The 23740-nt window shown below is 71.0% G+C and carries 16 protein-coding genes; 10 read left to right on the plus strand and 6 right to left on the minus strand.

The genetic code is table 11. The annotated features are described in order from the left end of the window. The first annotated feature begins 113 nt into the window (after window positions 1–113). Both OG974_RS28625 and OG974_RS28630 read left to right on the plus strand, forming a co-directional pair. On the plus strand, window positions 114–1631 hold the full coding sequence (locus OG974_RS28625) for an MFS transporter (RefSeq protein WP_327285546.1): 1518 nt from the start codon (window positions 114–116) through the stop codon (window positions 1629–1631). A 164-nt stretch (window positions 1632–1795) separates the two neighbouring features. Then, window positions 1796–2890, plus strand: coding sequence for a hypothetical protein (locus OG974_RS28630; protein ID WP_371644877.1), 1095 nt, complete (start codon window positions 1796–1798; stop codon window positions 2888–2890). Window positions 2891–2988: 98 nt separating this feature from the next. Here the strand turns inward: OG974_RS28630 and OG974_RS28635 are convergent, their stop codons facing one another. Next, a complete protein-coding gene (locus tag OG974_RS28635; RefSeq protein ID WP_327285548.1) occupies window positions 2989–5256 on the minus strand; it encodes a M4 family metallopeptidase in 2268 nt (755 codons plus the stop codon). Between the two features lie 381 nt (window positions 5257–5637). Between OG974_RS28635 and OG974_RS28640 the strand changes: the two genes are divergently transcribed. Next, entirely contained in the window at window positions 5638–7116 is a 1479-nt protein-coding gene (locus tag OG974_RS28640; RefSeq protein WP_328763747.1) for a sugar transferase, read from the plus strand. A 19-nt stretch (window positions 7117–7135) separates the two neighbouring features. On the opposite strand, the gene OG974_RS28645 is transcribed toward OG974_RS28640, so the two are convergent. Next, complete coding sequence (locus OG974_RS28645) at window positions 7136–8080, minus strand: GDP-L-fucose synthase (protein ID WP_327285550.1); 945 nt, start codon at window positions 8078–8080, stop codon at window positions 7136–7138. A gap of 308 nt (window positions 8081–8388) precedes the next feature. Between OG974_RS28645 and gmd the strand changes: the two genes are divergently transcribed. The 3 genes from gmd (at window position 8389) to OG974_RS28660 (ending at window position 13194) form a co-directional block, all read left to right on the plus strand. Beyond that, entirely contained in the window at window positions 8389–9402 is a 1014-nt protein-coding gene (gene gmd / locus OG974_RS28650) for a GDP-mannose 4,6-dehydratase (protein WP_327285551.1), read from the plus strand. A 246-nt stretch (window positions 9403–9648) separates the two neighbouring features. Continuing rightward, window positions 9649–12426: a LamG-like jellyroll fold domain-containing protein gene (locus tag OG974_RS28655; RefSeq protein ID WP_327285552.1), complete on the plus strand. Its 2778-nt coding sequence runs from the start codon at window positions 9649–9651 to the stop codon at window positions 12424–12426. A gap of 90 nt (window positions 12427–12516) precedes the next feature. Further along, the gene (locus tag OG974_RS28660) at window positions 12517–13194 is read left to right on the plus strand and encodes a hypothetical protein (RefSeq protein WP_329314583.1); all 678 of its coding nucleotides are present in this window, start codon (window positions 12517–12519) and stop codon (window positions 13192–13194) included. A gap of 93 nt (window positions 13195–13287) precedes the next feature. On the opposite strand, the gene OG974_RS28665 is transcribed toward OG974_RS28660, so the two are convergent. Beyond that, complete coding sequence (locus tag OG974_RS28665) at window positions 13288–13581, minus strand: hypothetical protein (protein WP_371644880.1); 294 nt, start codon at window positions 13579–13581, stop codon at window positions 13288–13290. A 6-nt stretch (window positions 13582–13587) separates the two neighbouring features. Continuing rightward, on the minus strand, window positions 13588–16962 hold the full coding sequence (locus OG974_RS28670) for a hypothetical protein (RefSeq protein WP_371646935.1): 3375 nt from the start codon (window positions 16960–16962) through the stop codon (window positions 13588–13590). A 517-nt stretch (window positions 16963–17479) separates the two neighbouring features. On the opposite strand from OG974_RS28670, the gene OG974_RS28675 reads away from it, so the two are divergent. The 3 genes from OG974_RS28675 (at window position 17480) to OG974_RS28685 (ending at window position 20477) form a co-directional block, all read left to right on the plus strand. Next, window positions 17480–17998, plus strand: coding sequence for a hypothetical protein (locus OG974_RS28675; protein WP_327285788.1), 519 nt, complete (start codon window positions 17480–17482; stop codon window positions 17996–17998). Between the two features lie 131 nt (window positions 17999–18129). After that, window positions 18130–20091, plus strand: coding sequence for a trypsin-like serine protease (locus tag OG974_RS28680; protein WP_371644882.1), 1962 nt, complete (start codon window positions 18130–18132; stop codon window positions 20089–20091). A 173-nt stretch (window positions 20092–20264) separates the two neighbouring features. Then, the gene (locus OG974_RS28685; RefSeq protein ID WP_327285556.1) at window positions 20265–20477 is read left to right on the plus strand and encodes a hypothetical protein; all 213 of its coding nucleotides are present in this window, start codon (window positions 20265–20267) and stop codon (window positions 20475–20477) included. Here the strand turns inward: OG974_RS28685 and OG974_RS28690 are convergent. Both OG974_RS28690 and OG974_RS28695 read right to left on the minus strand, forming a co-directional pair. Beyond that, a complete protein-coding gene (locus tag OG974_RS28690; RefSeq protein WP_328763752.1) occupies window positions 20474–21595 on the minus strand; it encodes a glycosyltransferase in 1122 nt (373 codons plus the stop codon). The two genes, OG974_RS28685 and OG974_RS28690, sit on opposite strands and share 4 nt — an antisense overlap. Then, a complete protein-coding gene (locus tag OG974_RS28695) occupies window positions 21592–22131 on the minus strand; it encodes a WcaF family extracellular polysaccharide biosynthesis acetyltransferase (protein ID WP_327285558.1) in 540 nt (179 codons plus the stop codon). The genes OG974_RS28690 and OG974_RS28695 overlap by 4 nt, the downstream gene beginning before the upstream one ends. 97 nt (window positions 22132–22228) lie before the next feature. On the opposite strand from OG974_RS28695, the gene OG974_RS28700 reads away from it, so the two are divergent. Next, the gene (locus OG974_RS28700) at window positions 22229–23740 is read left to right on the plus strand and encodes a hypothetical protein (protein WP_327285559.1); all 1512 of its coding nucleotides are present in this window, start codon (window positions 22229–22231) and stop codon (window positions 23738–23740) included.

Here is a 23740-nt window from a genome sequence, read left to right on the forward strand (position 1 = left end):
GGTGGAGGAATCCGGCAGCCAAGGGTGTGTGGGTGGGGGATCGGCCGCGCGGCTGAGAGTTTGGAACCACAGCCAACCCCCTGCCGGGCCTCCGGGTCCCGAGGAGATCTCCCATGCGTAAATGGCTCCCGCTGACCGCGGTGTGCCTCGGGGCGTTCATGCTCCTGGTCGACGTCACGATCGTGATGGTCGCCCTGCCGGACATGGCCGCCGACATGCACACCGGCTTCTCCGGACTCCAGTGGGTCATGGACGGGTACGCCCTGGCCCTGGCCGCCCTGCTGCTCGGCGCGGGCTCCCTCGCCGACCGGATCGGCCGCCGCAGCGTCTACCTCGGCGGGCTCGGCCTCTTCGCCGCCGCCTCGCTCGCCTGCGGACTGGCCACCGGCCCGGCCGCGCTGATCGCCTTCCGCGCCGTCCAGGGCATCGGTGGCGCCGCGATGTTCGCCACCACCATGGCCCTGCTCAGCAGCACCTACCAGGGGCGCGACCGCGGGGTCGCCTTCGGCGTCTGGGGCGCGGTCAACGGCGCCGCCGCCGCGGCCGGGCCGATCATCGGCGGCCTGCTCACCGAGCACTTCGGCTGGCGCTGGATCTTCTTCATCAACCTGCCCGTCTGCGCCCTGGCCGTGTTCGTGACCCTCCGGTCGGTCGCCGAGTCCCGCGACCCGCGCGCCAAGGGCCTCGACCTGCCCGGCATGGCCGCCTTCACCACGGGCGCGGCGGCCGTCACGTACGCGCTGATCCGCGTCGGCGAGAACGGTTGGACCGGCTCGGCCACCCTCGGCCTGCTCGGTCTCGGCGCGGCCGCCTTCGCCGCGTTCGTCCTCGTCGAACTGCGCAGCTCCCGCCCGATGCTGGACCTGTCGCTGTTCCGCAGCCGCACCTTCGTCGGCGTCATGGCCGCGGCGCTGTTGCTGTCCGGGGCCGCGTTCTCGTACCTGATGTACGTCTCCCTCTGGCTCCAGACCGCGGAGGGGATGGGCCCGGTCTCCGCCGGCCTGGTGCTGGTGCCGCTGAGCATCTCCTCGTTCGCCGTCTCCGCCGTGGCGGGCCGGCTGCTGCACGGTGCCCCGGCGCGGCTGACCATCAGCGGCGGGCTGCTGCTGATCGGATCGGGCGCACTGCTGCAGGCCTGGATGACGGACGCCGGCGACGGCTGGTCCGCCCTGGTCCCGGGCCTGGTGGTGACCGGCCTCGGCGTGGGCGCCGCGACCCCGGCGCTGGCCGCCGCCGCGATGGGCGCCGTGGCCCCTGCCCGGGCGGGCATGGCCGGCGGGGCGCTGAACACCGCACGGCAGCTGGGCATGGCGCTCGGCGTCGCCGTGCTCGGCGCGGTCTTCCAGGCCGGGCTGACGGACGGGCTCAGCGGCTCCGGCCAGGGGCACGGCACGGCCGAGGCGCTGGCCTCCGGGCGGGCCGGGGAGCTGCTGGCGGCGGGTCCGGCCGCGCGGGTCTGGGTGGACGAGGCCTTCGCGAGCGGGCTGCGGGGGACGTTCCTGGTCTCCGGGCTGATGGGGCTGGCCGGCGCGCTGGTGGTGCTGGTCCTGGTCCGTACGAAGGCCCCGGCACCCGCCCAGGCTCCGGCCGCCGCCGCGCCCACCCCGCTGTCCGAACGCGCATCCGTGTAGCGGGTGCGGGCGGGCCCGTACGGGCGCAGGATGCCGATCCGGGAGGGTGAACCTTCGAACGTGCTGCGCATGCAGAAACGTTCAGGCAAGTGGTGTCGCTCCTACGCTGCCCGCTGGATGCCACCGGACCGGCATCCAGTGCCCACAGAACGGACTGCTTTCCCATGCGTCTTCGCCCTAGCGCCGCAGCGCTCCTCGGCGCCCTCGCCCTCGTCCTGCCCACCGCCGGCCCCTCGTTCGCAGGCGACGACGGCCACTCGCTCGGTCGGCTGGAGTACATCATCGACCACGACGAGCGCGCACAGATCCACCCGGCGAACTACGACACCTGCTACGAGCTGACGTACACCTCGCGCAACCGCCCCGCAACCTCGGTGCGCAACGACACCGTCGGGCAGGCCACGCTCTACTCGGGCCACGGCTGCTCGGGCCGGCCGGAGCGGGTGCTGGAGCCGGGGGACCGGGTGAACGACGTCGAGGTCCTCTCGGCGAGCTTCGCGCCGGACCGCGGCCGCCGCGACGACTTCCGCGACGACTTCCGCGACGACCGCCGTGACGACTGGGACGACTACCGCAACGGCGACGACTTCCGCGCCCACCGCGCCCCGAAGGACGAGCCGGAGCAGGGCCAGGGCCAGGAGCAACGCCAGGACGAGGGCCAGGGCCAGGGTCAGGACCAGGGTCAGGACCAGGGCCAGGACCAGGGCCAGGGTCAGGACCAGGGCCAGGAGCAGCGCCAGGACCAGGGCCGGGACGAGGGCCAGCGCCCGGAGCAGGGTCAGGGTCAGGAGCAGCGCCAGGACGAGGGCCAGGGTCAGGAGCAGGGTCAGGACGAGGGCCAGGACCAGGGTCAGGGCCAGGGTCAGGGCCAGCGCCCGGAGCAGGGTCAGGGCCAGGAGCAGCGCCAGGACGAGGGTCAGGACCAGGGTCAGGACGAGGGCCCGGAGCAGCGCCAGGACGAGGGCCAGCGCCCGGAGCAGGGTCAGGGCCAGGAGCAGCGCCAGGACGAGGGCCAGGAGCAGGGTCAGGACGAGGGCCAGGACGAGGGCCAGGAGCAGGGCCAGGACGAGGGCCAGGAGCAGGGCCAGCGCCCGGAGCAGGGTCAGGGCCAGGAGCAGCGCCAGGACGAGGGCCAGGAGCAGGGCCAGGAGCAGCGCCAGGACCAGGGCCAGGAGCAGGAGCAGCGCGAGGAGCACGGCGGTGACCACTACCTGGGTGGGCCCGACCTGATCGACTCCGTCTTGAGGCACATCGGCTGACCGCGGGGGCACATGGGACAGGGCCGTCCGGGAGGGACTCTCCCGGACGGCCCCGTGTCTTTCGGGTCAGCCGTTGCGCTTCATCTGCCCCGGAGGGGTCAGAAGGTGAGCTTCCAGCTGTTGATGTAACCGGTGTCCAGGCTGGCCGCGTCCCGGACCCGCAGCTTCCAGGTGCCCTGGGCGACCTCGGAGGATGCGTTCACCGTGAAGCTCTGGACGATGTTGTCGGCGCTGCCACCGGACCGGTTGCGCAGGTTGTAGACGCTGCCGTCGGGGGCGACCAGGTCGACGACCAGGTCACCGACGTAGGTGTGGACGATGTTCACGTCCACCTTGAGGGTGCTCGGGGCGTTGCCCGTGCGGGTCACGGCGATCGGGGACTCGACGGTCGCGTTGTCCGCGATCTGGTAGTCGTTCGTGTTCTCGAACACGTTCTGCTGGGACGTGCCGACGGTCCAGGTGAAGGCCGCCGTGCCCGTCTTGCTCGCCGAGTCGGTCACCGTCACGGTCACGTTGGACGTGCCCGCGGTGGTGGCCGTGCCCGAGATCAGACCGGTCGAGGAGTTGATCGACAGGCCGGCCGGGAGGCCGGTCGCCGCGTAGCTCAGTGCACCCGGGTTGGTGCTGGTCGCCTGGACCTGCAGGCTCACAGCGGTGTTGATCTGGGTGGTCTGGTTGGCGATCGGGGTGACCGAGACGCCGGAGACGATGCGGGCGCCGACGTTGATGCCCGCCCAGGCGTTGGCCACGTTGTTGTACGTGGTCGAGCCCTGGCCGTACAGGTCGGCGGCGGCCTGGAGGGTCGCCGTACGGGCGGCCGCGTAGTTGGTGTTCGACTTGAAGTAGCCCACCGTCAGCGCGCGGAACCAGATCTTCGCGGCGGCGTCGCGGCCGATCGCGGTGACCGGGAGGTTGTCCGAGGTCGGCGAGTTGTAGCTGACGCCGTTGATGACCTTGGCGCCGGAGCCCTCGGACATCAGGTAGTAGACGTGGTTGGCCGGGCCGGACGAGTAGTGGACGTCGATGCCGCCGATGCCCGAGTACCACGCGTCCTTGGAGCCGCCGTCCTTGCTCGGCTTGTCCATGTAGCGCAGCGGGGTGCCGTCGCCGTTGATGTCGATCTTCTCGCCGACCAGGTAGTCGCCGACGTCCTGCGGGTTGTTGGCGTAGAACTCGACGTTCGCCGCCATGATGTCCGAGGTCGCCTCGTTCAGGCCGCCCGGCTCACCGCTGTAGGTCATGTTGCCGGTGACCGAGGTGAGGCCGTGGGTCATCTCGTGGGCGGCCACGTCGATGGACGTCAGCGGGTGCGTGTTGCTCGTGCCATCGCCGTACGTCATGCAGAAGCAGGAGTCGTCCCAGAACGCGTTCACGTACGCGTTGCCGTAGTGGACCCGGCTGTACGGGGCTACACCGTCGTTGCGCAGACCGTTGCGGCCGTGCACGTTCTTGTAGTAGTCCCAGGTCAGTTGTGCGCCGTAGTGCGCGTCAGCGCCGGCGGTCGCCCGGTTGGACGCGGCGCCGTTGCCCCACACGTCGGTCGTGTTCGTGAAGAGGCTGCCGGTGCCGGAGCTGCCGCCGTTGAGGTCGTACGTCTTGTGGCCGCCGCGCCCGGCGTCGGTCAGCGTGTAGTTGCTGCCCGACTGCGAGGTGCCCATCGTGACCTGGCCGCTGTACATGGTGTTGCCGGTGCCGGTCTCGATGGCCTGCCACTGGGTGATCTTCGCGCCGGTCTTGGCGTCGGTGACCACGTGCAGTTCGCTCGGGGTGCCGTCGTCCTGGAGGCCGCCCACGACGGTCTCGTAGGCGAGGACCGGGGCGCCTTCGGCGGCCCAGATCACCTTGCGGGCGTTCTTGGAGGCCTTGGCGTCCTTGGAGCCGGCGGCGTTGGCCGCGGAGACGGCCTGGCCCTCGGCACCCGCCGGGGTCACGGTCGCCGTGGTGTCCGCGACCTTGATCTCGTGGTTGGTCGCCTTGGTGATGCTCTTGGTGACGCCGCCCTTGGCATGGACCGTCAGGTCGCCGCCGAGCACGGGGAGTCCGCCGTAGGTGCGCTCGTACGTGGTGTGCGTGGTGCCGTCGGCGTCCTTGACGACGTCACGGACGACCAGCTTCTCCTGCTCGCCGAGGCCGAGGGCCTTGGCCGCCTGGACGGTGGTCGAGTTGGCGTCGGCTATGAGCGTCGCACGCTCGGAAGCACTGAGATTGACGGCGGCCGCACCCGGGTTGGGCTGAGCGGCGTTGCGTGCCTGCGACGCGGTGGCGTCGGCGGAGGCGGTGCCGGCCTGGATGCCGACGGCGAGCAGTGCGGCGGCGGCAACGAGCGCGCCGGCCGCGGTGGCACGCCTGTGGGGGGTGTGACTCAACGCAGACTCCTTCTGCAAGGGGGGTTCCGGACGGCTGGGTGGGCCTCCGGGCAGAGCAGGCTGGTGCGAAGAACGGATCGAAGAGTGACAGCTGGCGCCATCAATGTCAGGGGCGCGTCAAAAGGTTGGCTGGAAACGGTTCGTTGACCGAAGAGACGTATCCGGTATCCGGACCATTCACCTTCGCGTGCGAAGGGGGTAATCGATATCTGGAACGATTGGTACCGGTTGCTAACACTTGCGCAACAAGAGATCTCGTTCGCTCAATCGGCGTTTGTCGTACGGGTGTTTGTCGTACTGTTTCCCGGTGCGCCAGATGTCCGTCGCCAGGGGAAGCCATGGGCACGCGCCACTGTCAGAGACCACGTGCCAGGGGGGCCCATGAGGCATGTCCATTTTCCTGCGCAAAGACTGGCCGCAGCAGCCGCCGAGCTCGCGGCGGCGCCGGCGAGGCGGATCGGCGACAAGGCCCGCTGGTACCTGCCCGCCGCCATCGTCGCCGACTTCCTCGGCGCCGCGGTCCCCGTGGCGCTCGTCTTCCAGGCGGCACAGCAGGTCCGGCCCGTGTACTGCGCCCTCGGCGCGGCCCTGGCGTGGACCGGGGTACAGGCGGTGCGCCGGCGTTACACGGCCCGCGCGCTCGGAGAATCCCGCGGCGTACTGCCCGTCGTGCACGACTGGCTGATTCTGATCGGTGTCCTGGCCGTGGCCCGCGTGGTGACAGGCGAGAGCACCCCCCGGCTGTCCGCGCTGGGCGCCCTGCTGCCCGCCCTCCTCGTCACCGTGGCCTGCCGCAAACTGACGTACCGCCACCTCTCGGCGGCCCGCCGCGAGGCCCACGCCGTCAGCCGGGTCCTGGTGGTCGGCGAACCCGGCGCTGCCGAGGCGGTCATCGAGCACCTGGCCGCCCGCACCGACCACCCGTACGTCGTCGTCGGCGTGGTGCCGGTCGGCGCCGGCCCGCTCGAAGGCGGGGTGCCCGTCGCGGCCCGGCTCGACGAGGACGCGCCCGAGGCCCCCAACGCCGACTCCGCCGCCGTGCTCGGCGCCGTCCGCAGCCACCACGCCGACCTCGTACTGGTCGCCCCCGGCGCGCGGATCGCCGGGGAGCGGCTGCGCAGGGTCGCCTGGGCACTGCACGACGCGGGGCTGGAACTCGCCGTCTTCCCCGGCCTCGTGGAGGTCTCCGTCAAGCGGCTGGAGACCCTCTCCGCGGGCGGGCTCGCCGTACTGCGGGTCGCGCCGCCGGTGAGTCGGGGCGTGCAGACCCTGCTCAAGTCCGTCCTCGACCGCACCGGGGCCGCCGTCGGGCTGCTGCTGCTCTCGCCGGTCTTTCTCGGCATCGTCCTGGCGATCCGCCTCGGCTCGCGCGGCCCGGCGTTCTACCGCCAGCAGCGCATCGGGCGCGACGGGGTCCCGTTCGTCATGTGGAAGTTCCGGACCATGGTCGTGGACGCGGACCGGCTCAAGAACGAGCTGTCCGGGGCCAACGAGAACGACGGCCTGATGTTCAAGATCCGCCGCGATCCCCGGGTGACCCGGGTGGGCCGGCTGCTGCGCCGCACCTCCATGGACGAACTGCCCCAACTGTTCAATGTGTTGAGCGGCCACATGTCGCTGGTCGGGCCGCGCCCGCCGCTGCCGGAGGAGGTGGCCCGGTACGACGAGGTCGAACTGCGCCGGCTCACCGTGCGGCCGGGCATGACCGGGCTGTGGCAGATCAGCGGACGGTCCGACCTGTCCTGGGACGAGACGATCCAGCTCGATCTGCAGTACGTCGACAACTGGTCCTTCACCAGCGACGTCGACGTCATGGGCCGTACGCTCCGCGCCGTCGTCGACGGTCGCGGAGCGTACTGAGGAGCCGCGGCACGTGCGTTCAGCCCTGCTCGCGCCACCACCGGTAGGTGGCGGCGATACCGTCCCGCAGCCCGATCTCCGGCTTCCAGCCCAGCGAGGTCAGGCGGGTGACGTCCAGGAGCTTGCGCGGCGTGCCGTCCGGCTTGGACGTGTCCCAGGCGAGCCGGCCCCGGAAGCCGGTCACCTCGGCGACGGTCTCGGCGAGGGCCTTGATGGTGAGGTCCTCGCCGCAGCCGATGTTGACCGGCTCGTCGCCGTCGTAGCTGCCGAGCAGTACAGCGCAGGCGGCCGCCAGGTCGTCCACGTGCAGGAACTCCCGGCGCGGGGTGCCGCTGCCCCACAAGGTGACCTCTTCGCGGCCCTCGGCGGTCGCCTCGTGGAACCGCCGGATCAGGGCGGGCAGTACGTGCGAGGTCTCCAAGTCGAAGTTGTCGCCCGGGCCGTAGAGGTTCGTGGGCATCGCCGAGACGTACGAGGCGCCGTACTGCTTGCGGTACGACTGGACTTGGACGATGCCGGCGATCTTCGCGAGGGCGTACGCCTCGTTGGTCGGCTCCAGAGGGCCCGTCAGCAGGGCGTCCTCGCTGATGGGCTGCGGGGCGAGCTTCGGGTAGATGCAGGAGGAGCCCAGGAACAGCAGACGGCCCACCCCGGCGGCGTGCGCGCCGCCGATGACGCTGAGCTGAATCTTGAGGTTGTCCTCCAGGAACTGCACCGGATAAGTGCTGTTGGCCATGATCCCGCCGACCTTGGCCGCGGCCAGCACGACCGCGTCGGGACGGACGTCCTTGAGGTAAGCCCCGGTCGCGGCGGCGTCGCGCAGGTCGAGGTCGGCCCGGCTCCGGGTCAGCACCTCGTGGCCGTCGGCGGTGAGCCGGCGGGCGACCGCGGACCCCACGAGGCCGCGGTGACCCGCGACGAAGACGCGGGCGTTCGGGGGCAGGAGCGGCAGCGAACTTGTCATACCGCCGATGATGCCACTCGCCACCGGCGGTTCTCGGTCCAGCCCGCATGCCGGGCACCGGCGCCACGGAGTGCCCCCGCGCACCTGAACCGGGGCTTCCCGCGACCCGGACCGGCCGGCCGGGGCCGGCGCGTGCCGAAGAGGAATCCGCCGCAAGGGCGTTGGGGCCGGGCGTGTACGGTACGCATCCAGCCCTCCGGGCCGCGGCCCGACAGCGAGGTGCGCCGCCCCCTGCCGGGGACCGGGCCACAGCCACCCCGAGGCCCAGCCTCACCACGACCCACAGCAACGACCATCAAGGGGACCACATGGGCAAGACCGCACTGATAACCGGCGTCACCGGGCAGGACGGCTCGTACCTCTCCGAGCTGCTGCTCTCCAAGGGCTACACGGTGCACGGCCTGGTGCGGCGGTCCTCCAGCTTCAACACCGAGCGGATCGACCACATCTACCAGGACCCGCAGACCGCCAACCGGTCCTTCGTCCTGCACCACGCCGACCTGTCCGACGGCGTCGCGCTCGTGAACCTGCTCCGGGAGATCCGGCCCGACGAGGTCTACAACCTCGGGGCCCAGTCGCACGTGCGGGTGTCCTTCGACGCCCCCCTCTACACCGGCGACGTGACCGGCCTCGGCGCCCTGCGGCTGCTTGAGGCGATCCGGGCCAGCGGTGTGGACACCCGGATCTACCAGGCCTCGTCCTCGGAGATGTTCGGGGCCACCCCGCCCCCGCAGAACGAGAAGACCCCGTTCCACCCGCGCAGCCCGTACGGTGCCGCCAAGGTCTTCGCGTACTGGACCACGGTGAACTACCGCGAGGCGTACGACATGTTCGCCGTCAACGGGATCCTGTTCAACCACGAGTCCCCGCGCCGCGGCGAGACGTTCGTGACCCGCAAGATCACCCGCGCGGTCGCCCGGATCAAGGCCGGTCTCCAGGAGCACCTCTACCTCGGCAACCTCGACGCGGTCCGCGACTGGGGCTACGCCCCCGAGTACGTGGACGCGATGTGGCGGATGCTCCAGCAGGACGAACCGACCGACTACGTCGTCGCCACGGGAGTGGCGGCCACGGTCCGCGAGTTCGTCGAGTCCTCGTTCGCCCACGCGGGCCTCGACTGGGCCGAGCACGTGCGCTACGACCCCAAGTACGAGCGTCCGAGCGAGGTCGACGCCCTCATCGGCGACGCCTCCAAGGCCCATGAACTGCTTGGCTGGAAGCCGACGGTGCTCGTTGCCGAGCTGGCGCAGATCATGGTCGACGCCGACATCCGGCAGGTCGAGGACCAGTTGGCGGGCGTGACGGTCCGCATCGACCGCTAAACGCTCTATATTTCGCCTACGATTTGCCGTGTCCCGGTCATCTCCGCTGGTATCGGTGGATGCGGCCGGGGTAAACCTGTCGTATGTCCGTTGCGCACCCTCCAGGCTGAACCATTGCTTCCAAGTTGGTATGCAATGGGTCAAGGGAGGTGACCGGGTCCTCGCAGGAGCCCTAGTCTGCGCCAGTACATATGGCTGTTCGGATAGTTCCAGCCATCAAAACCGGGCGATTGCCCTGGGGGGCTCATGCGTAGATCCAGAGGGCTGACTGCTGCCCTCGTCCTGTCACTGGCCGGCGCCGGCACCGGCATAGGCCTGGTGCTGATGCCCGAGGCGTCCGCCATCACGCCTCCCGTGGCATTCACCGCGGACGAGCTGCCGACCTGGCAGCCCAACGGAGTCGTCTTCGCGATGGACGAGGCCAACGGCACCGTCTTCGCGGGCGGCACCTTCTCGGCCGTCCGCCCGCCCGACGGCACCAGCGGCGCCGAGCAGGAAGCGGTGAACTTCGTGGCGCTCGACGCCGCGACGGGCAACCCGACCTCGTGCAAGCTGGCCTTCACCGTCGGCGACGGTTCCGCGACCGTGCGCGCGCTGGCCGTCTCCAAGGACAAGAAGACGCTGTACGCGGGCGGCTACTTCGGCGCCGTCAACGGCACCCCGGTCTCCAGCCTCGCCGCGATCGACATCGCGAGCTGCACCCCCAAGGCCGCCTTCCACCCGGGCATCCCCGCCACCGTGCGCGGACTCGCCGTCAGCGACGACACCCTGTACGTGGCCGGCGACTTCGGCACGGTCGAGGGCCAGACCCGTGAGCGGTTCGCCGCCGTCGACGCCGGCTCCGGTGCGCTCAAGCCCTTCGTCGCCAACGCCGACGAGCCCGGCCGCGCCGTCGAGGTCACCCCGGACGGCAAGAACGTCCTGCTGGGCGGTGACTTCTTCTCGGTCAACGGCAAGAACACCCACGCCCTGGCCGTCGTGGACGCCACCACCGGCGCGGTCTCCAAGACGTACAGCAACATCCCGTCGAACTCCGTGGTCAAGGACATCGCCACCGACTCGACCGGCTTCTACACCGGCAACGAGGGCTCCGGCGGCGGCGTCTTCGACGGCCGCATCGGCCTGAACCTCAGCGACTTCAGCGAGAAGTGGCGCGACCGCTGCCTCGGCGCTACCCAGGCCGTCCTGCCGTACGACGGAGTGCTCTACAGCGCCTCGCACGCCCACGACTGCTCCCTGGAGGGGCAGTTCCCCGACGGCAAGCGCAACTTCTTCAACGCGCAGCTGACCAACTACGAAGGCGCCGCCCCCGCGCCCGTGGACGGCTTCGTGCGCAGCCCGAGCAAGCTCGGCTGGCACCCCACCGCCAACGACGGCCTCGGTGAGGGCATCGGTCCGCGCGCCCTGACCATCGCCGAGAAGGGCGACGTCAAGTACATGTGGGCCGGCGGCGAGTTCACCGCCATCAACGGCAAGCCCCAGCAGGCGCTCACCCGCTTCGCCTCCACCGGCGACGTCGGCGCCCCGACGACCCCGGTCGCGAGCGCCGGCAGCGTCAAGCCCGGCGAGGCCCAGGTCCGCTGGCGCACCAGCTACGACGCGGACGACAGCAAGCTGACGTACCGCATCTACCGCAACGGCTCGTCCACCCCGATCGCGACGGTCTCCGCCGAGTCCCTGGAGTGGCAGCGCCCGCAGGCCTCCTGGAACGACACCACCGTCAAGGCCGGCCAGTCGTACACCTACCGCGTGACGGCCACCGACGGGGCGGGCAACACCAGCGCCCTGTCGGCCACCGCCTCGGTCACGGTCCCGACCTCGGTCCAGTCCTACCCGGACCAGGTCCGCACCGACGGCGCCACCTTGTACTGGCGCTACGACGACACCGTCAGCCCGTACGTCGCCGACTCCTCGGTGGGCGGCAACACCAGCGGCGTCCAGCTCAACGCCCCGGCGCTGCGCCAGACGCCCGGCGCGATCAGCGGCGCCAGCACGGCCATGGGCTTCAACGGCACCAGCCAGCAGGTGTACAGCGACCACCGCCAGACGGTGGGCAACGCCTTCTCGGTCGAGACCTGGTTCAAGACGAGCACCACGCGCGGCGGCAAGCTGATCGGCTTCGGCAACAACACCGACCGCAGCAGCGGCACGTACGACAAGCAGATCTACATGACCAACACCGGTCGTCTGGTCTTCGGCGTCTACAGCGGGTCGACCCGCACCATCACCACCGGCCTGTTCGACACGTACAACGACAACAAGTGGCACCACGTCGTCGGCGCCATGGGCGCGAGCGGCATGGAGCTGATCGTCGACGGCCAGAGCAAGGGCACGCTGAACGTCACCAGCTCCATCTCGTACGAGGGCTTCTGGCACGTCGGCGGCGACAACCTCGGCAGCTGGCCGACCAAGCCGACGAGCAACTTCTTCGCCGGCCAGATCGACGAGACGGCCGTCTACCCGAAGGCGCTCACCGCGGCCCAGGCCAAGAACCACTACGACCTGGCCAAGGCGCCCTCCGACTCGGTCTCCAAGGTCTCCGCGACCGAGGACACCTACGTCAACCAGGGCGCTCCGAGCGCCGCCAACGGCGCGACCACCTCGCTGGCCGTCCGCGGCACCTCGGCGTACGAGACGTACCTGCGCTTCAACCTGCCGGCCGCTCCGGCCGGGCAGGTCCTGAAGTCCGCCGCGCTCCAGATCAAGACGTCGACCCAGGCGAACGCCGGTACGGCCGACAAGGTGTCCGTGGTCCCGGTCACCGGCACCTGGAGCGGTGCGAGCACGACGTTCAACACCAAGCCCGCCCTCGGCACCACCGCGCTCGGCGCGTTCGCGAGCGTGCCGGACGGCTCGGCGACCGCGAGCACCCCGCTGGACACCGCCGTGCTCTCCTCGGTGCTGGGCAGCAGCTACAGCGTGGCTCTGACGAGCACGGGCACCGACCCGCTGTGGATCTGGTCCATGGAGTCGACGGCCGCGGACGCCGCTCCGCAGCTCGTCCTCACCTTCGGCCCGAAGTAACCGTCTGACGGAGTGCGGGGCCCGGCGTGGACACGGCCGGGCCCCGCACCCCTATCGCAACCGATCAACTGGCACGTACAGGAGCCCTTGATGTACCGACGCTCCGCCGCGGCTGCTGTTCTGCTGGCCGCAGCTCTGACCCTGACCGCCTGCAGCTCGGGCGGCGGCGGCAAGGCCGACGCCGCGGACGCGAAGCCGAAGCCGCCGGCCGCGTCGGCGGTCCAGGACCCGGCGGACGCCCCGGCGGCGCCGGCGTCACCCGACGCGAAGCCGACCGGACCGGTCCTGCCGGACGCGAAGCTCACCCCGAAGACGGGCAGCTTCAAGGCGAACGAGAAGCAGTACCTCAGCGGACGGGTCCCCGAGAAGATGGACCCGGCGGCGGTCCTCCAGACCGGCCAGGAGTCCTGCCAGCGGGTGGAGCGCACCGCGAAGCGCGACAAGGACGCGGCGACCGGGGCCATCGTCGCCGGGGAGATCCCGGGGGCGAAGGACGCGATCACGTACCTGTGCCCGGAGCAGAAGCCGATCCTGGACGCGGCGTCCAAGGGCTTCGGCGACGGCACCCGCCCGTCGCCCGCGGCGGGTACGTACCGCGCGCTGACCCAGAACACGACGTGCACCTGGGAGGCCAAGGGCAAGGACGGTTCGGTCCTGGCCTCGGGCCCGCAGACGCCCCCGAAGGCCGGCGACAAGATCACGGCGCAGATCCCGTCGGGCACGACGGAGTTCACGTCGACGGGTTGCTACGCCTGGATCCCCGCGTAACCCCGCGCCAGCGCCGCACGAATACGCCCCCGAGCCCGGATTCCTCCGGCCTCGGGGGCGTATTCATGGCGCTCGTACCGGTGCTGCTCGTCGTCACGTCGCGAGCAGGAACGCCGCGAAGCCCATGAGGATGACGACCACGTACAGGAAGACCCGGTAGCGTCGCGGAATATCGTATTCCGATCTGTCTACTCCCTCACGCCATTCCCGCGCGTACACGCTGAACAGCCTCCCGGCCGGAATCAGTCCGATCGTGAGTCCGGCCCAGGTGAACGAGTACATCACCAACATCTGCCGGACGCTCCACCGCACGACCCCGAAGGCTCCCGATCCCGTCATGCCGAGGAACACCGCGGCGGACAGGCCGGCGCACAGCGCGGTCCGCATCGGCGGTCAGCCGAAGAGGGACCCCAGGAGACCGGTCACCGGCGAGACCAGGTCATGGCCGAATTGTGTGATCTTGGTGGCGACCTTGCCGCCACCGACGGCGCCGATCCACTTGGACTGGCCGAAGGTGAGGACACCCAGGGCGGTGCTGGCCAGCGAGGACTTGAACTCGCTGCTCGTCCAGCCGTAGCCGATACCGGTGAACAGCGTGTTGAGTCCCGCGAAGCCGAGGGAGGCGTAGCCGAACCCGGCGGCGGCGGCCTCGATGAACGGAACGGCGGGCGGGAAGATGAACCCGGCCGCCAGACCGGCGATGCCCAGGCCGGCCGAGACGAATCCGGTGACGATGCTGGCCCAGTTGGTGGCGTTGGCCAGCCACCGCGCGTCCTCCTTCCACCAGGGAAGGCCGCCCTTGACGCTGTCGTGCTCGGGCTGGTCCGCCGGGTTCGTCCCCGCGTCCTTGGCCGCGCGTGCGTCATCGGCGGCCTTCTTCGCCGCCGCGGCGATCTCCTCCCGTCGCTTGTCGGAGGCGATCTGGTGCGCCTGGCTCGCGGCCGCCGCCGCCGTCTGCGCGTCCTGGCCGGCCTGGACGGCGGAGGAGTGCGCGGATGCGGCCGAGGCCTGGGCAGCGTTGGCGGATGCCACCGCGCTGCGGGCGGCATCGACGGCCCGGTTGGCGGAGTAGTTGGCCGAGCGGGCGGCCGAGCGCGCCGTGCTGGCCGCCTGCGCCGCCCGGTCGGCCGAGGTCTGCGCGTCCCTGGCCGCCTGCTCGGCGGCGTCCGCGTTCACCCCGGCCTGCTTGGCGGAGCTCGTCGCTTCCTTGGACCAGTTGTCCGCCCGCTGCGCCCACTCGATGGCCTCGCCCGCCGCGTCGCGGGCGTAGGCCGCCGCCTTCTGCGCCAGTGCGGCGTTTTCCTGCGCCTTCTGCGCGATCTTCGCGGCGGCCGCGATCGCGCCCTGCACGGCCGCGATGTGGCTGGCTGAGTCGAAGTCGAGCTGTGCGGTCTTGTACTGGACGGTCGCGAGGAAGTTGCGGCGCATCCAGGCCGGGCCCTCCAGCGCCGCCTGGGCGTGGGCCTTGGTGTAGGGGCCCGTCTTGTCCGAGGCCAGGAGCGTGGCGGTGGCCACCGCGTCGTCCTGCCGCTGCGCCGCCTCCCACGTGACGCTGAGGAACTCGTACAGGGCCTCGGGGGTTCCGGCGTTCAGTGCGTCGTTGGCCGCCTTGGTGACCGCCTTGCCGGGGTTGTTCGCGAGGGCGCGCGACACCGCGACCCGGTTCTCCATGGCGGCGGCCTGGACGACGCCGGTGGCGAGGAACGTGCCGGCCGCCTGCGGGTCCGTGCTCCGGAGCGCCTTCGCGGCCGCGTCCGCGACGTCCGGGTGGCTGGTCTGGGCGAGGTAGAGACTGGTCTCCCGGTCGTCCTGCCGCTGGGCGATGTGGCGGTCGGTGTCGATCCAGACGTGGACGTCGTTGTCGGCACCGGCCAGGGCGAACCGCGCGGCCTCGCGTGACCAGGTTCCGTGGGAGGTGCCCATCACGGCGACGGCCGCCTTGCGCCCCAGCCCGGCGGCGAGGCCGGTGTCGCCTCCCCTGAGCGCCGACTCGGCCTGGGCCATGAGGTCCTTGGTGGCCTGCTGGGCCTGCTCGGCCTGGGTGCGCTTCTTGGCGTACTCCGCCCGCTCCTGGTCTTCGATCTGGGCGAGCAGCCGGGTCTCCTCGATCGCCCGCTGCGTGTCCTGGTCCAGACGCTGCCACTCGGCCTCGCGCGCCGCCTTCTCGACGGCGACCGCTTGGTTGACGGCCTCGGTGGCGGTGTTCGCGGCCTTGGTCGCTTCATTGGCGAACTCGGTGGACTTGTTCGCGTACTCCACCGCTTGGCCGGCGTACTGGGCAGCCCACTCGGCGGCGGCCGCGGCCCTGTCCGCGTGGCCGGCCGCGCTGTTCGCCGCGTCGCGCGCGACGCGCGCGGCCTGTGCCGACGCGTTGGCGAGGCTTTGGGCCGTGCCGGCGGCGTTGGTGGCGATCGTCGCGTTGGTGCTGGCGATCTGGGCCTGGCGCTTGGCTTCCGCGGCCTCCGCCTGGGCGGAGCCCGCTGCGCCGGCCGCTGCGGCCGAGGCGTTCGCGGCAGCGGCGGCATTGCGGGCCGCGGATGCCGCGGAGGCACCTGCGGCTGCGGAGCTCGCCGAGGCGTTGGCTGCGCTGTCGGCGGCGGCTGCCGCGCTGCGCGCCTGGGCGGCGGCGTTCCGGGCGGCCACGGCGGCGTCCTTGGCGGCCTGCGCCTGGGAGGCGTCCTTCGAGGCCGCGATGGCCGCGCCGTAGGCCTGAGCCGCAGCCGATCCTGCGCTGGCGGCCGCCTGGCTCGCTGCGTTGGCGGCGTACGCGGCGCGGCGCGAGGCCTGGATGGCGGCATGAGAAGCGTTGGTGGCCACCCGGGCCGCATCGGCGGCGCCCTTCGCGGCCTCGCTCGCCTTGCGGGCGGCCCTACCGGACTTGATCACGTCGTCCTGCGCGGCCTGGGCCTCGGCGGCGGCCTTCTCGGCCGCCTCCTTGGCCTTGGCCGCGGCCTCGACGGCGCGGGCCGAGGCCTCCTCGGCCTGCTTGGTCTTCGCCTCGGCGTTCTTGCCCTCGCGCTGGACGACCGCGACGAGCTCCGAGATCTTCACGGCCTCCTGGTCGCGGGCACGTGCGATGTGCTGGCCGGTTTCCAGGAACCACTCGATGTCCGCCCCGGTGCCGGACAGCGCGCGGGAGGCGTACTTCTGCACCTCCGGGCCTGCCTGGAAGGACAGCTTCGAGACATCGACGCGCATGTCCTCCAGTCGGGCCGCGTACTGGCCGTCGAGGAGGAACGACTCCAGCGCGGGCTGGCTGTTGGCGTCCAGGGCCGCGCTGCCCTTGCGGTTGACGCCCCTGCCGCCGACGGACATCACGGTGGCGGTGGCCACGCGCAGGTCCTCGGTGATGGCGGCCTTGAAGCCGCCTCCGAGGTAGGCGGCGATGGCCGAGTCGCCGCCGTTGATCGCGGCCGTCGCCTCGCGACGGGTGCCCTTACCGCCGCCCGCGAGCGAGGTGATGATGGCGACGCGGTTGTCCTCGACCGTCTCCGCGGCCAGTTTGGTGGCGAGGAACGTCTGCACATCGGCGTCGGAACCGGTCAGCGCCGCTGCTGCGGCGGCGCGCACGGCCTTGCCGCCCAGCAGCCACGCCTTGACGACTTTGGCCCGCTCGCTGTCGGGGAGGCGGAACGGATCGCCGTCGTCCCCGTCCGGCGGGGTGGTGGCGGCCAGAGCAGCCGTCGGGTTGAGCACGAGGCTGGATGCGGTGACGGCAACGGTGGTGGCGGCAACCGCGCCGAGAACCCGACGCCGGCTCCAATACATGGTGTCCAAAAACGCGGCCCTTTGCTATCGGCGCGCCCCGATGGCGCCACGTGTTTCCATCGCCGGGGCATGACGGTGCCCGGCGAGATTCGAGAGCTGTGTGCCCGGCGACCTTAGGCAGGACGCCGGGAATTGACCACCCGGTATATCGGCGCGTCGGAACGGCTGTTGGTAACCTGCCGCATGGCTGAATCATGCATTCCATCGAGCTGGGCTGGAGCCCGTGACTGACGCTCGTATCTGAATCCAGCATTCCGGGTAATGCCACGCCAGAGCGTGAAGTGACGCATGTCACGCGCCAGTTGGCGGAATGCGTCCTTCCCGCAGCGAGGCCCCACTGAAACCGCCTGGATAACCATTGAGTTGGTTCTCCGGGGATCGGTTACGATCGGCCCGGAAGTGGGGGGCTTCCATGGGCGGTGAGCTTGTTTCGAGTTCGCCCGCCCAACGGAATATGGCCTTCACATCCCTGTTGGTAGCTGTTTCCCGCTAAACGGAACCGATGACTGGGACGGTAATGAAGGCACGCAATGCAGTAGTCCGCACGATCGGCGCAGCCGTGGGCGCAGGCGCCCTGGCGTGGCTCGCGGTCGCCGGAGGGATCAACGGCACGACCGCGCCGGCGGACACCTCGGCGATGAAGGCGATCGCCGACGAGGGTCCCGGGTACGCGATCGAGGACTTCGGCTACCCGAACGCCGACAAGATCCTGGCGGAGCGCAACATCGTCCTCAAGCGCGGTGACGGCCACATCGTCCTTGCGGACTGCACCGGCGCCACCGATCTGCTGGAGGTCTGGTCCCGCGAGAAGGACAAGGTCTGCTTCCGCGTCACCGGCACGAAGGGGTACCTGGCCCTGGAGATCCCGACGGTCTTCGCCGTCAAGGGGAACGACTACGCTGCCGAAGTCGACATGACCGTCGGCAGCGAAGCGAAGTCGTTCACCGTCAACAAGAACGCGTGGACCCCGGTCGGCGAGAGCGCCGACGAGCAGGGGCGCGACTTCATGCTCATGGAGATCCGCACCTCCAAGTAGTCGGTGGCGCCCGTAGCGCGCCACCGGAACGCCTCCCCCTTGTATGTCCGCCGGCCCCAGAGGCCGACCCGCGCTCTGGCGTGCGCCGGACCACTCCCGCATGCCCGCGCCCTGCTTTCGAAGGAAGAAGCATGTCCGTACCCCGTCCGCGTGCCGCGCGGATGACCGGCCTGTTGGCCGCCACCGCCGTCCTGTCCGTGGGTGTGATCCCGACCGTCCCCGCCTTCGCGCTCGCGGGACCCGAAGCCGCCGCAGGACAGCAGTCCTCCGCGGTGCGGCTCACCCTCGGCGACGAGGCCAACTCCCGTGCCTGCACCGGCTCGCTGGTCGACCGCTTCTGGGTGCTGACCGCCGCCAGCTGCTTCGCCGACACGCCCGGCACCACGGTCCCGGCCGGCAAGCCCGCCCTGAAGGCCACCGCGACCCTCAGCGACGGCAAGACCGTCGAGATCACCGAGATCGCCCCGCGCGCAGACCGCGATGCCGCCCTGGTACGGCTGGCCACCGCCGTCATCGGCATCAAGCCCGCCACCCTCGCCGCGACCGTCCCGGCCGCCAACACCGAACTGACCGCGGCCGGGTTCGGTCGTACCAAGACGGAGTGGGTGACCGACAAGCTCCACACCGGCACCTTCACGGTCAACTCCGCCACCCCGACCACCCTGGCCGTCACCGGCAAGGGCACGGACGTCCTCTGCAAGGGCGACACCGGAGGCCCGCTGCTCAACGGCGCCGGCGAGATCGTCGGAGTCAACTCCCGCTCCTGGCAGGGCGGCTGTCTGGGAACCCCGGCCACCGAGACCCGCACGGGCGCCATCTCCACCCGCACCGACGACCTGGGGCAGTGGATCACGGCCAGTATCCCGCGCAGCCAGGGAGCCTCCAGCGACTTCAACGGTGACGGCAAGGCCGACCTCGCCCTGACCGGTGGCGCGAACTGGGACTGCCTGCCCGTCGCCATGTCGAAGGGCGACGGCGCGTTCAACACCACCTGTAATGCTCCCGTCGGTGGTTCCTGGGGTTACTGGGCGTCGACGCCGAACGTGAAGGTCGTCAAGGGCGACTTCAACGCGGACGGCAAGACGGACATGGCGCTGACCGGTGGCGCGAACTGGGACTGCCTGCCCGTCGCGCTGTCGAAGGGTGACGGCACGTTCAACGTGAACTGCAACGCCCCTGTCGGTGGCTACTGGGGCGAGTGGGCCGCAACGCCGAACGCGAAGGTCGTCAGCGGTGACTTCAACGCCGACGGCAAGACGGACATGGCGCTGACCGGTGGTGCGAACTGGGACTGCCTGCCGGTCGCCATGTCGAAGGGCGACGGCACGTTCAACGTGAACTGCAACGCCCCTGTCGGTGGTTCCTGGGGCTTCTGGGCGTCGACGCCGAACGTGAAGGTCGTCAGCGGTGACTTCAACGCGGACGGCAAGACGGACATGGCGCTGACCGGTGGCTCCGGCTGGGACTGCCTGCCGGTCGCCATGTCGAAGGGTGATGCCACGTTCAACGTGAACTGCAACGCTCCCGGCCTCAGCTGGGGCGACTGGGCTGCGACCTCGAACGTGAAGGTCGTGAACGCCGACCTGAACGGTGACGGCAGGACGGACATGGCGCTGACCGGTGGTGCGAACTGGGACTGCCTGCCGGTCGCCATGTCGAAGGGCGACGGCACGTTCAACGTGAACTGCAACGCCCCTGTCGGTGGCTCCTGGGGCTTCTGGGCGTCGACGCCGAACGTGAAGGTCGTCAGCGGTGACTTCAACGCGGACGGCAAGACGGACATGGCGCTGACCGGTGGCTCCGGCTGGGACTGCCTGCCGGTCGCCTTGTCGAAGGGTGACGGCACGTTCAACGTGAACTGCAACGCTCCCGGCCTCAGCTGGGGCGACTGGGCCGCGACCTCGAACGTGAAGGTCGTCAGCGGCGACCTGAACGGTGACGGCAGGACGGACATGGCGCTGACCGGTGGCGCGAACTGGGACTGCCTGCCGGTCGCCATGTCGAAGGGCGACGGCACCTTCACCACCACGTGCAAGGCTCCCGGTCTCAGCTGGGGTTTCTGGGCCGCCACCTCCGGCGTGACCGTGGTCTAGACGCAGCTGCGGAGCGAGGGGCGCGCAGTGCGTCCGTGACGACGACCGCGTAGCCCCTCCCGCACGGCCGCCGACGCCGCCCCCGCCCGGACTCCGGGTCGGGGGCGGCGTTTTCGTGTGCGGTTCCCGGGTAGCCGCGTCGTCAGACGACCACAACTGCGGAGGCGGATCACATGGGAGGCATCGGCGGCTGTATCGCCCTGATCGTGGTGGGGGCCATCCTCACGTTCGCGACGGACTGGCAGATGGAGAGCGTCAACCTCGACGTCGTCGGCCTGATCATGATGGCGGCGGGCGCCATCGGACTCGCCGTCTACGCCAGCGTCTTCCGGCGACGTCGAGCGGCGGCCCTCCCGGTGGTGGACGAAACCCACCGCGGGCTCTAACCCCGATGGCCGGCCTTCTCGTAGACCGGCAGCAGGGTGTCCAGGACCGCGTCCATCGAGAAGGATTCCGCGGCCAGTTTGCGGGCCGCCAGCGAGGCCGTCGCGTTGGTCTGCGGGTCCAGGAGGGCGAGGACCGCCTCCGAGATGCCGGCCGGGCCGGGAGTGACGGCCCGGCCGGCTCCTGCGGCGGCGATGTCGCGGGCCAGCCCGTTCGAGTGCGTGACCACCGAGGGGACGCCCACCGACAGGGCCTCCAGGACCGACATCGGGAACGGCTCGTCCACCGACGGCAGGACGTAGACGTGGGCCCGGCGCAGCTCCGCCAGGACCTCGGCGGTGGACAGTGCACCCGGGACCGTGAAGCGGTCGCCGAGGCCCAGTTCCGTGATGCGGGCGCGGACCGCCGGCAGTTCGCCCTCGTCCGGGCCGGCCACCACGAACTCGGTGTCCGGGTGCGCCGCCAGGATCGCCGGGGCCGCGTCGACGAAGTCCACCGGGCGCTTGCGGGCCTGCAGGCGCGCCGAGTACAGGATGCGCGGGGCGCCGGCCGGGGCCGGGCGCTCGTCCTGCGCGGGCGTGCCGTTGACCAGCCGGACCGCCCCCGGCAGCGGGGCGCCCACCACCGCGTCGAGGCCCTCGCGTTCGTGCGGGGTCAGGTACAGCACCGCGTCCGCGCCGCGCAGCAGCCGGCGTACGGCCACCGCGTCGAGCACCTTGGCCAGCAGCTTGTCGCTCGGGTCCACCATCCCGTGGGTCTGGAGCACCAGCGGCTTGCCGGCCCGAAGTGCCGCGAGGGCCACCGGCAGGGTCACCAGGTCCCGCGCGAGGTGGACGTGGACCACGTCCGCGTCCCGGACCAGCCGGCCCGCCGAGGCCAGCAGGGCCGGTGAGGTCATTCCGCTGAAGCCGAGGGGAAGGATGCGCCGGGCCTGGAACAACTTCGCCGGGACGCCCTCCACCGAGGTCGGCCACGGGTCGGGGAAGCCCTCGCCGAGCGCGAGCAGGCAGGCCTCGTGGCCACGTCCGCGCAGCCCTTCGGCCAGGTTGAGCGCGACCCGGACCGGTCCGCCGAAGGCGTGCGAGGGGGAGTGGAGCGTGACGGTGTGCAGGACTCTCACTTGGGCTCCTCGACCGGGCGGCGCTGCCCGTCCATCGTCTGCAGGGTCAGTGCAGGAAGGTTTCTGTGGATCACCGATCCGGCGCCCGCCACCGCGCATCGGCCCACCGTGACCCCGGCCAGCACGGTCGCCCGTACGGCCACCCATGCGCCGTCCTCGACGACGATCGGCGCGTTCCGGTAGCGGAAGTCCGCGGCCCGGTGGTCGTGCGAGCCGGTGCACAGCATGGCCTCCTGCGAGATGCACACGTTCGCCCCGATGGCCACCGGCTCCAGGTTCAGCAGCCAGGCGCCCTCGCCGATCCAAGTGTGGTCGCCGACGGTGAGCTTCCACGGCCACAGCACCCGCACCTTGTGCCGGATCAGCACGCCCTCGCCGATCCGGGCGCCGAACGCCCGCAGCAGCGCCACGCGCAGCCGGGCGGGGCAGAACCACGCCATGAACAGCGTGTTCATCACCGCGAACCACAGCGCCTGCGTCAGCAGCCCGCGCCCCTTGTCGTAACCGGCCAGCGTGAAGGCAGGAAGATCACGCAACTGTCGCCCCCCATCGTGCTTCGCAGGCGCGCCTCCCCGGGCGCCGCCCGCTCAGATTAGACTGCGCGCGGACCAGGCACATGGGGTGGGGGCGGCAGTGGCAACGGACATACGCAAGCCCTCCGTGACCCCGCCGGCGCCCCCACTCGACGACGAGCGCAAGTGGGGCCGGGTCACCACCCCGCGCACCCTGCTCTCCCGCGCACTGTCGGTCCCCCTCATCCTTGGATTCACCGTCTTCCTGCCGCTGTTCGTCGCCGTCCAGCCCGGCGACGGCCAGCGCGACGCGGCCTTCTGGCTCCAGCTCCTGCTGACCATGTACGCGGGCGCCCGGCTCTCCGCGATGGTCCTCACCAGTCGTCGCAAACTCCTCCAGGGCTCCTTCTGGCTGTTCGTCTACATGGCGATGGGCGTGGCCCCGCTCGCGCAGGCCGTCCTCGGCCGGGTCCCGACCCCGGTGGTCGGCGCCCGTTCCGACCTCACCGCCGCGATCGGCCTGGTCCTGCTCGGCTGCACCGCGTTCGACGTGGGCGTCCTGCTCGCCCGTCACCGGCCGGCGGGCCGGGCCGGCGGCTCCCAGAAGGAGCCGCGGCCGGTCATGGCCCACCGGCGCCGCCTCCAGCTGCTGACCGGCCTCGCGTTCCTGTGCAGCGCCGCGTTCATCGTGAAGCTCGGCGGCCCGGCGGTCTTCTTCTCCAGCCGCCAGGAGATCATCGCGGGCATCCAGGAGGCGGGCGTCTCCAACGGCGACGGCCAGGCCGGCCAGGCCCTGCTCCGGGGCTTCGGCACCGTCCCGGCGCTGCTCGCCCTGCTGATGTACACGCGCTGGCTGATCACCTCCACGTACGCCCGGCGCAAGGTCTCGGTCATCGTCACCTGGGGGGCGCTCGCCCTGCTGAACCTGGTGGTCAACAACCCGATCTCGAACCCGCGGTACTGGTTCCTCACGGTCCTGTTCGCGCTGCTCTTCACCGTCTTCCCGGTGAGCGCCGCGATGTACCGGGTGGCGCTGTCGATGGCCGTGGTGATCGCCCTGCTCGTGTTCCCCTTCGCGGACCGGTTCCGGTACGACGAGAAGAACTACAAGCCGGTCGAGACGACGTCGTTCCTGGAGCCGATGGCGCTGAAGGACTACGACCAGATCGGCATGTTCGCGAACACCATCACCTACTCGAACTCCGGCCCCGGGCACCTGTACGGACGCCAGCTGGCCGGATCCCTCTTCTTCGCGGTGCCGCGCTCGGTCTGGCCCGGCAAGCCGAAGGACACGGGCGTGATGGTCGGCGAGTGGATGGGGACGGTCAACACGAACCTCTCCTCGCCGATCTGGGCGGAGCTGTGGCTCGACTTCGGGCCGCTGGGCATGGGCGCGGGGCTGCTGGGCATGGGGTACGCCTCGGCGCGCGTGGACCGCCGGTACGCGAAACGAGCCACGCGCAGGTCCGCGCCGGGCAGCTTGATCTCGGTGGTGGTCCCGCTGGTGGCGGGCTACTCGTTCATCCTGCTGCGGGGGCCGCTGCTGCAGGCCTCCGGCCGCGTCGCGATCGCGGGCCTGTGCCTCGCGCTGGTGGCGACGTACCGTCAGGACAAGGCCACCACCCTGCGCTGA

The sequence above is a fragment of the Streptomyces sp. NBC_00597 genome (assembly GCF_041431095.1).
GTDB lineage: Bacteria > Actinomycetota > Actinomycetes > Streptomycetales > Streptomycetaceae > Streptomyces.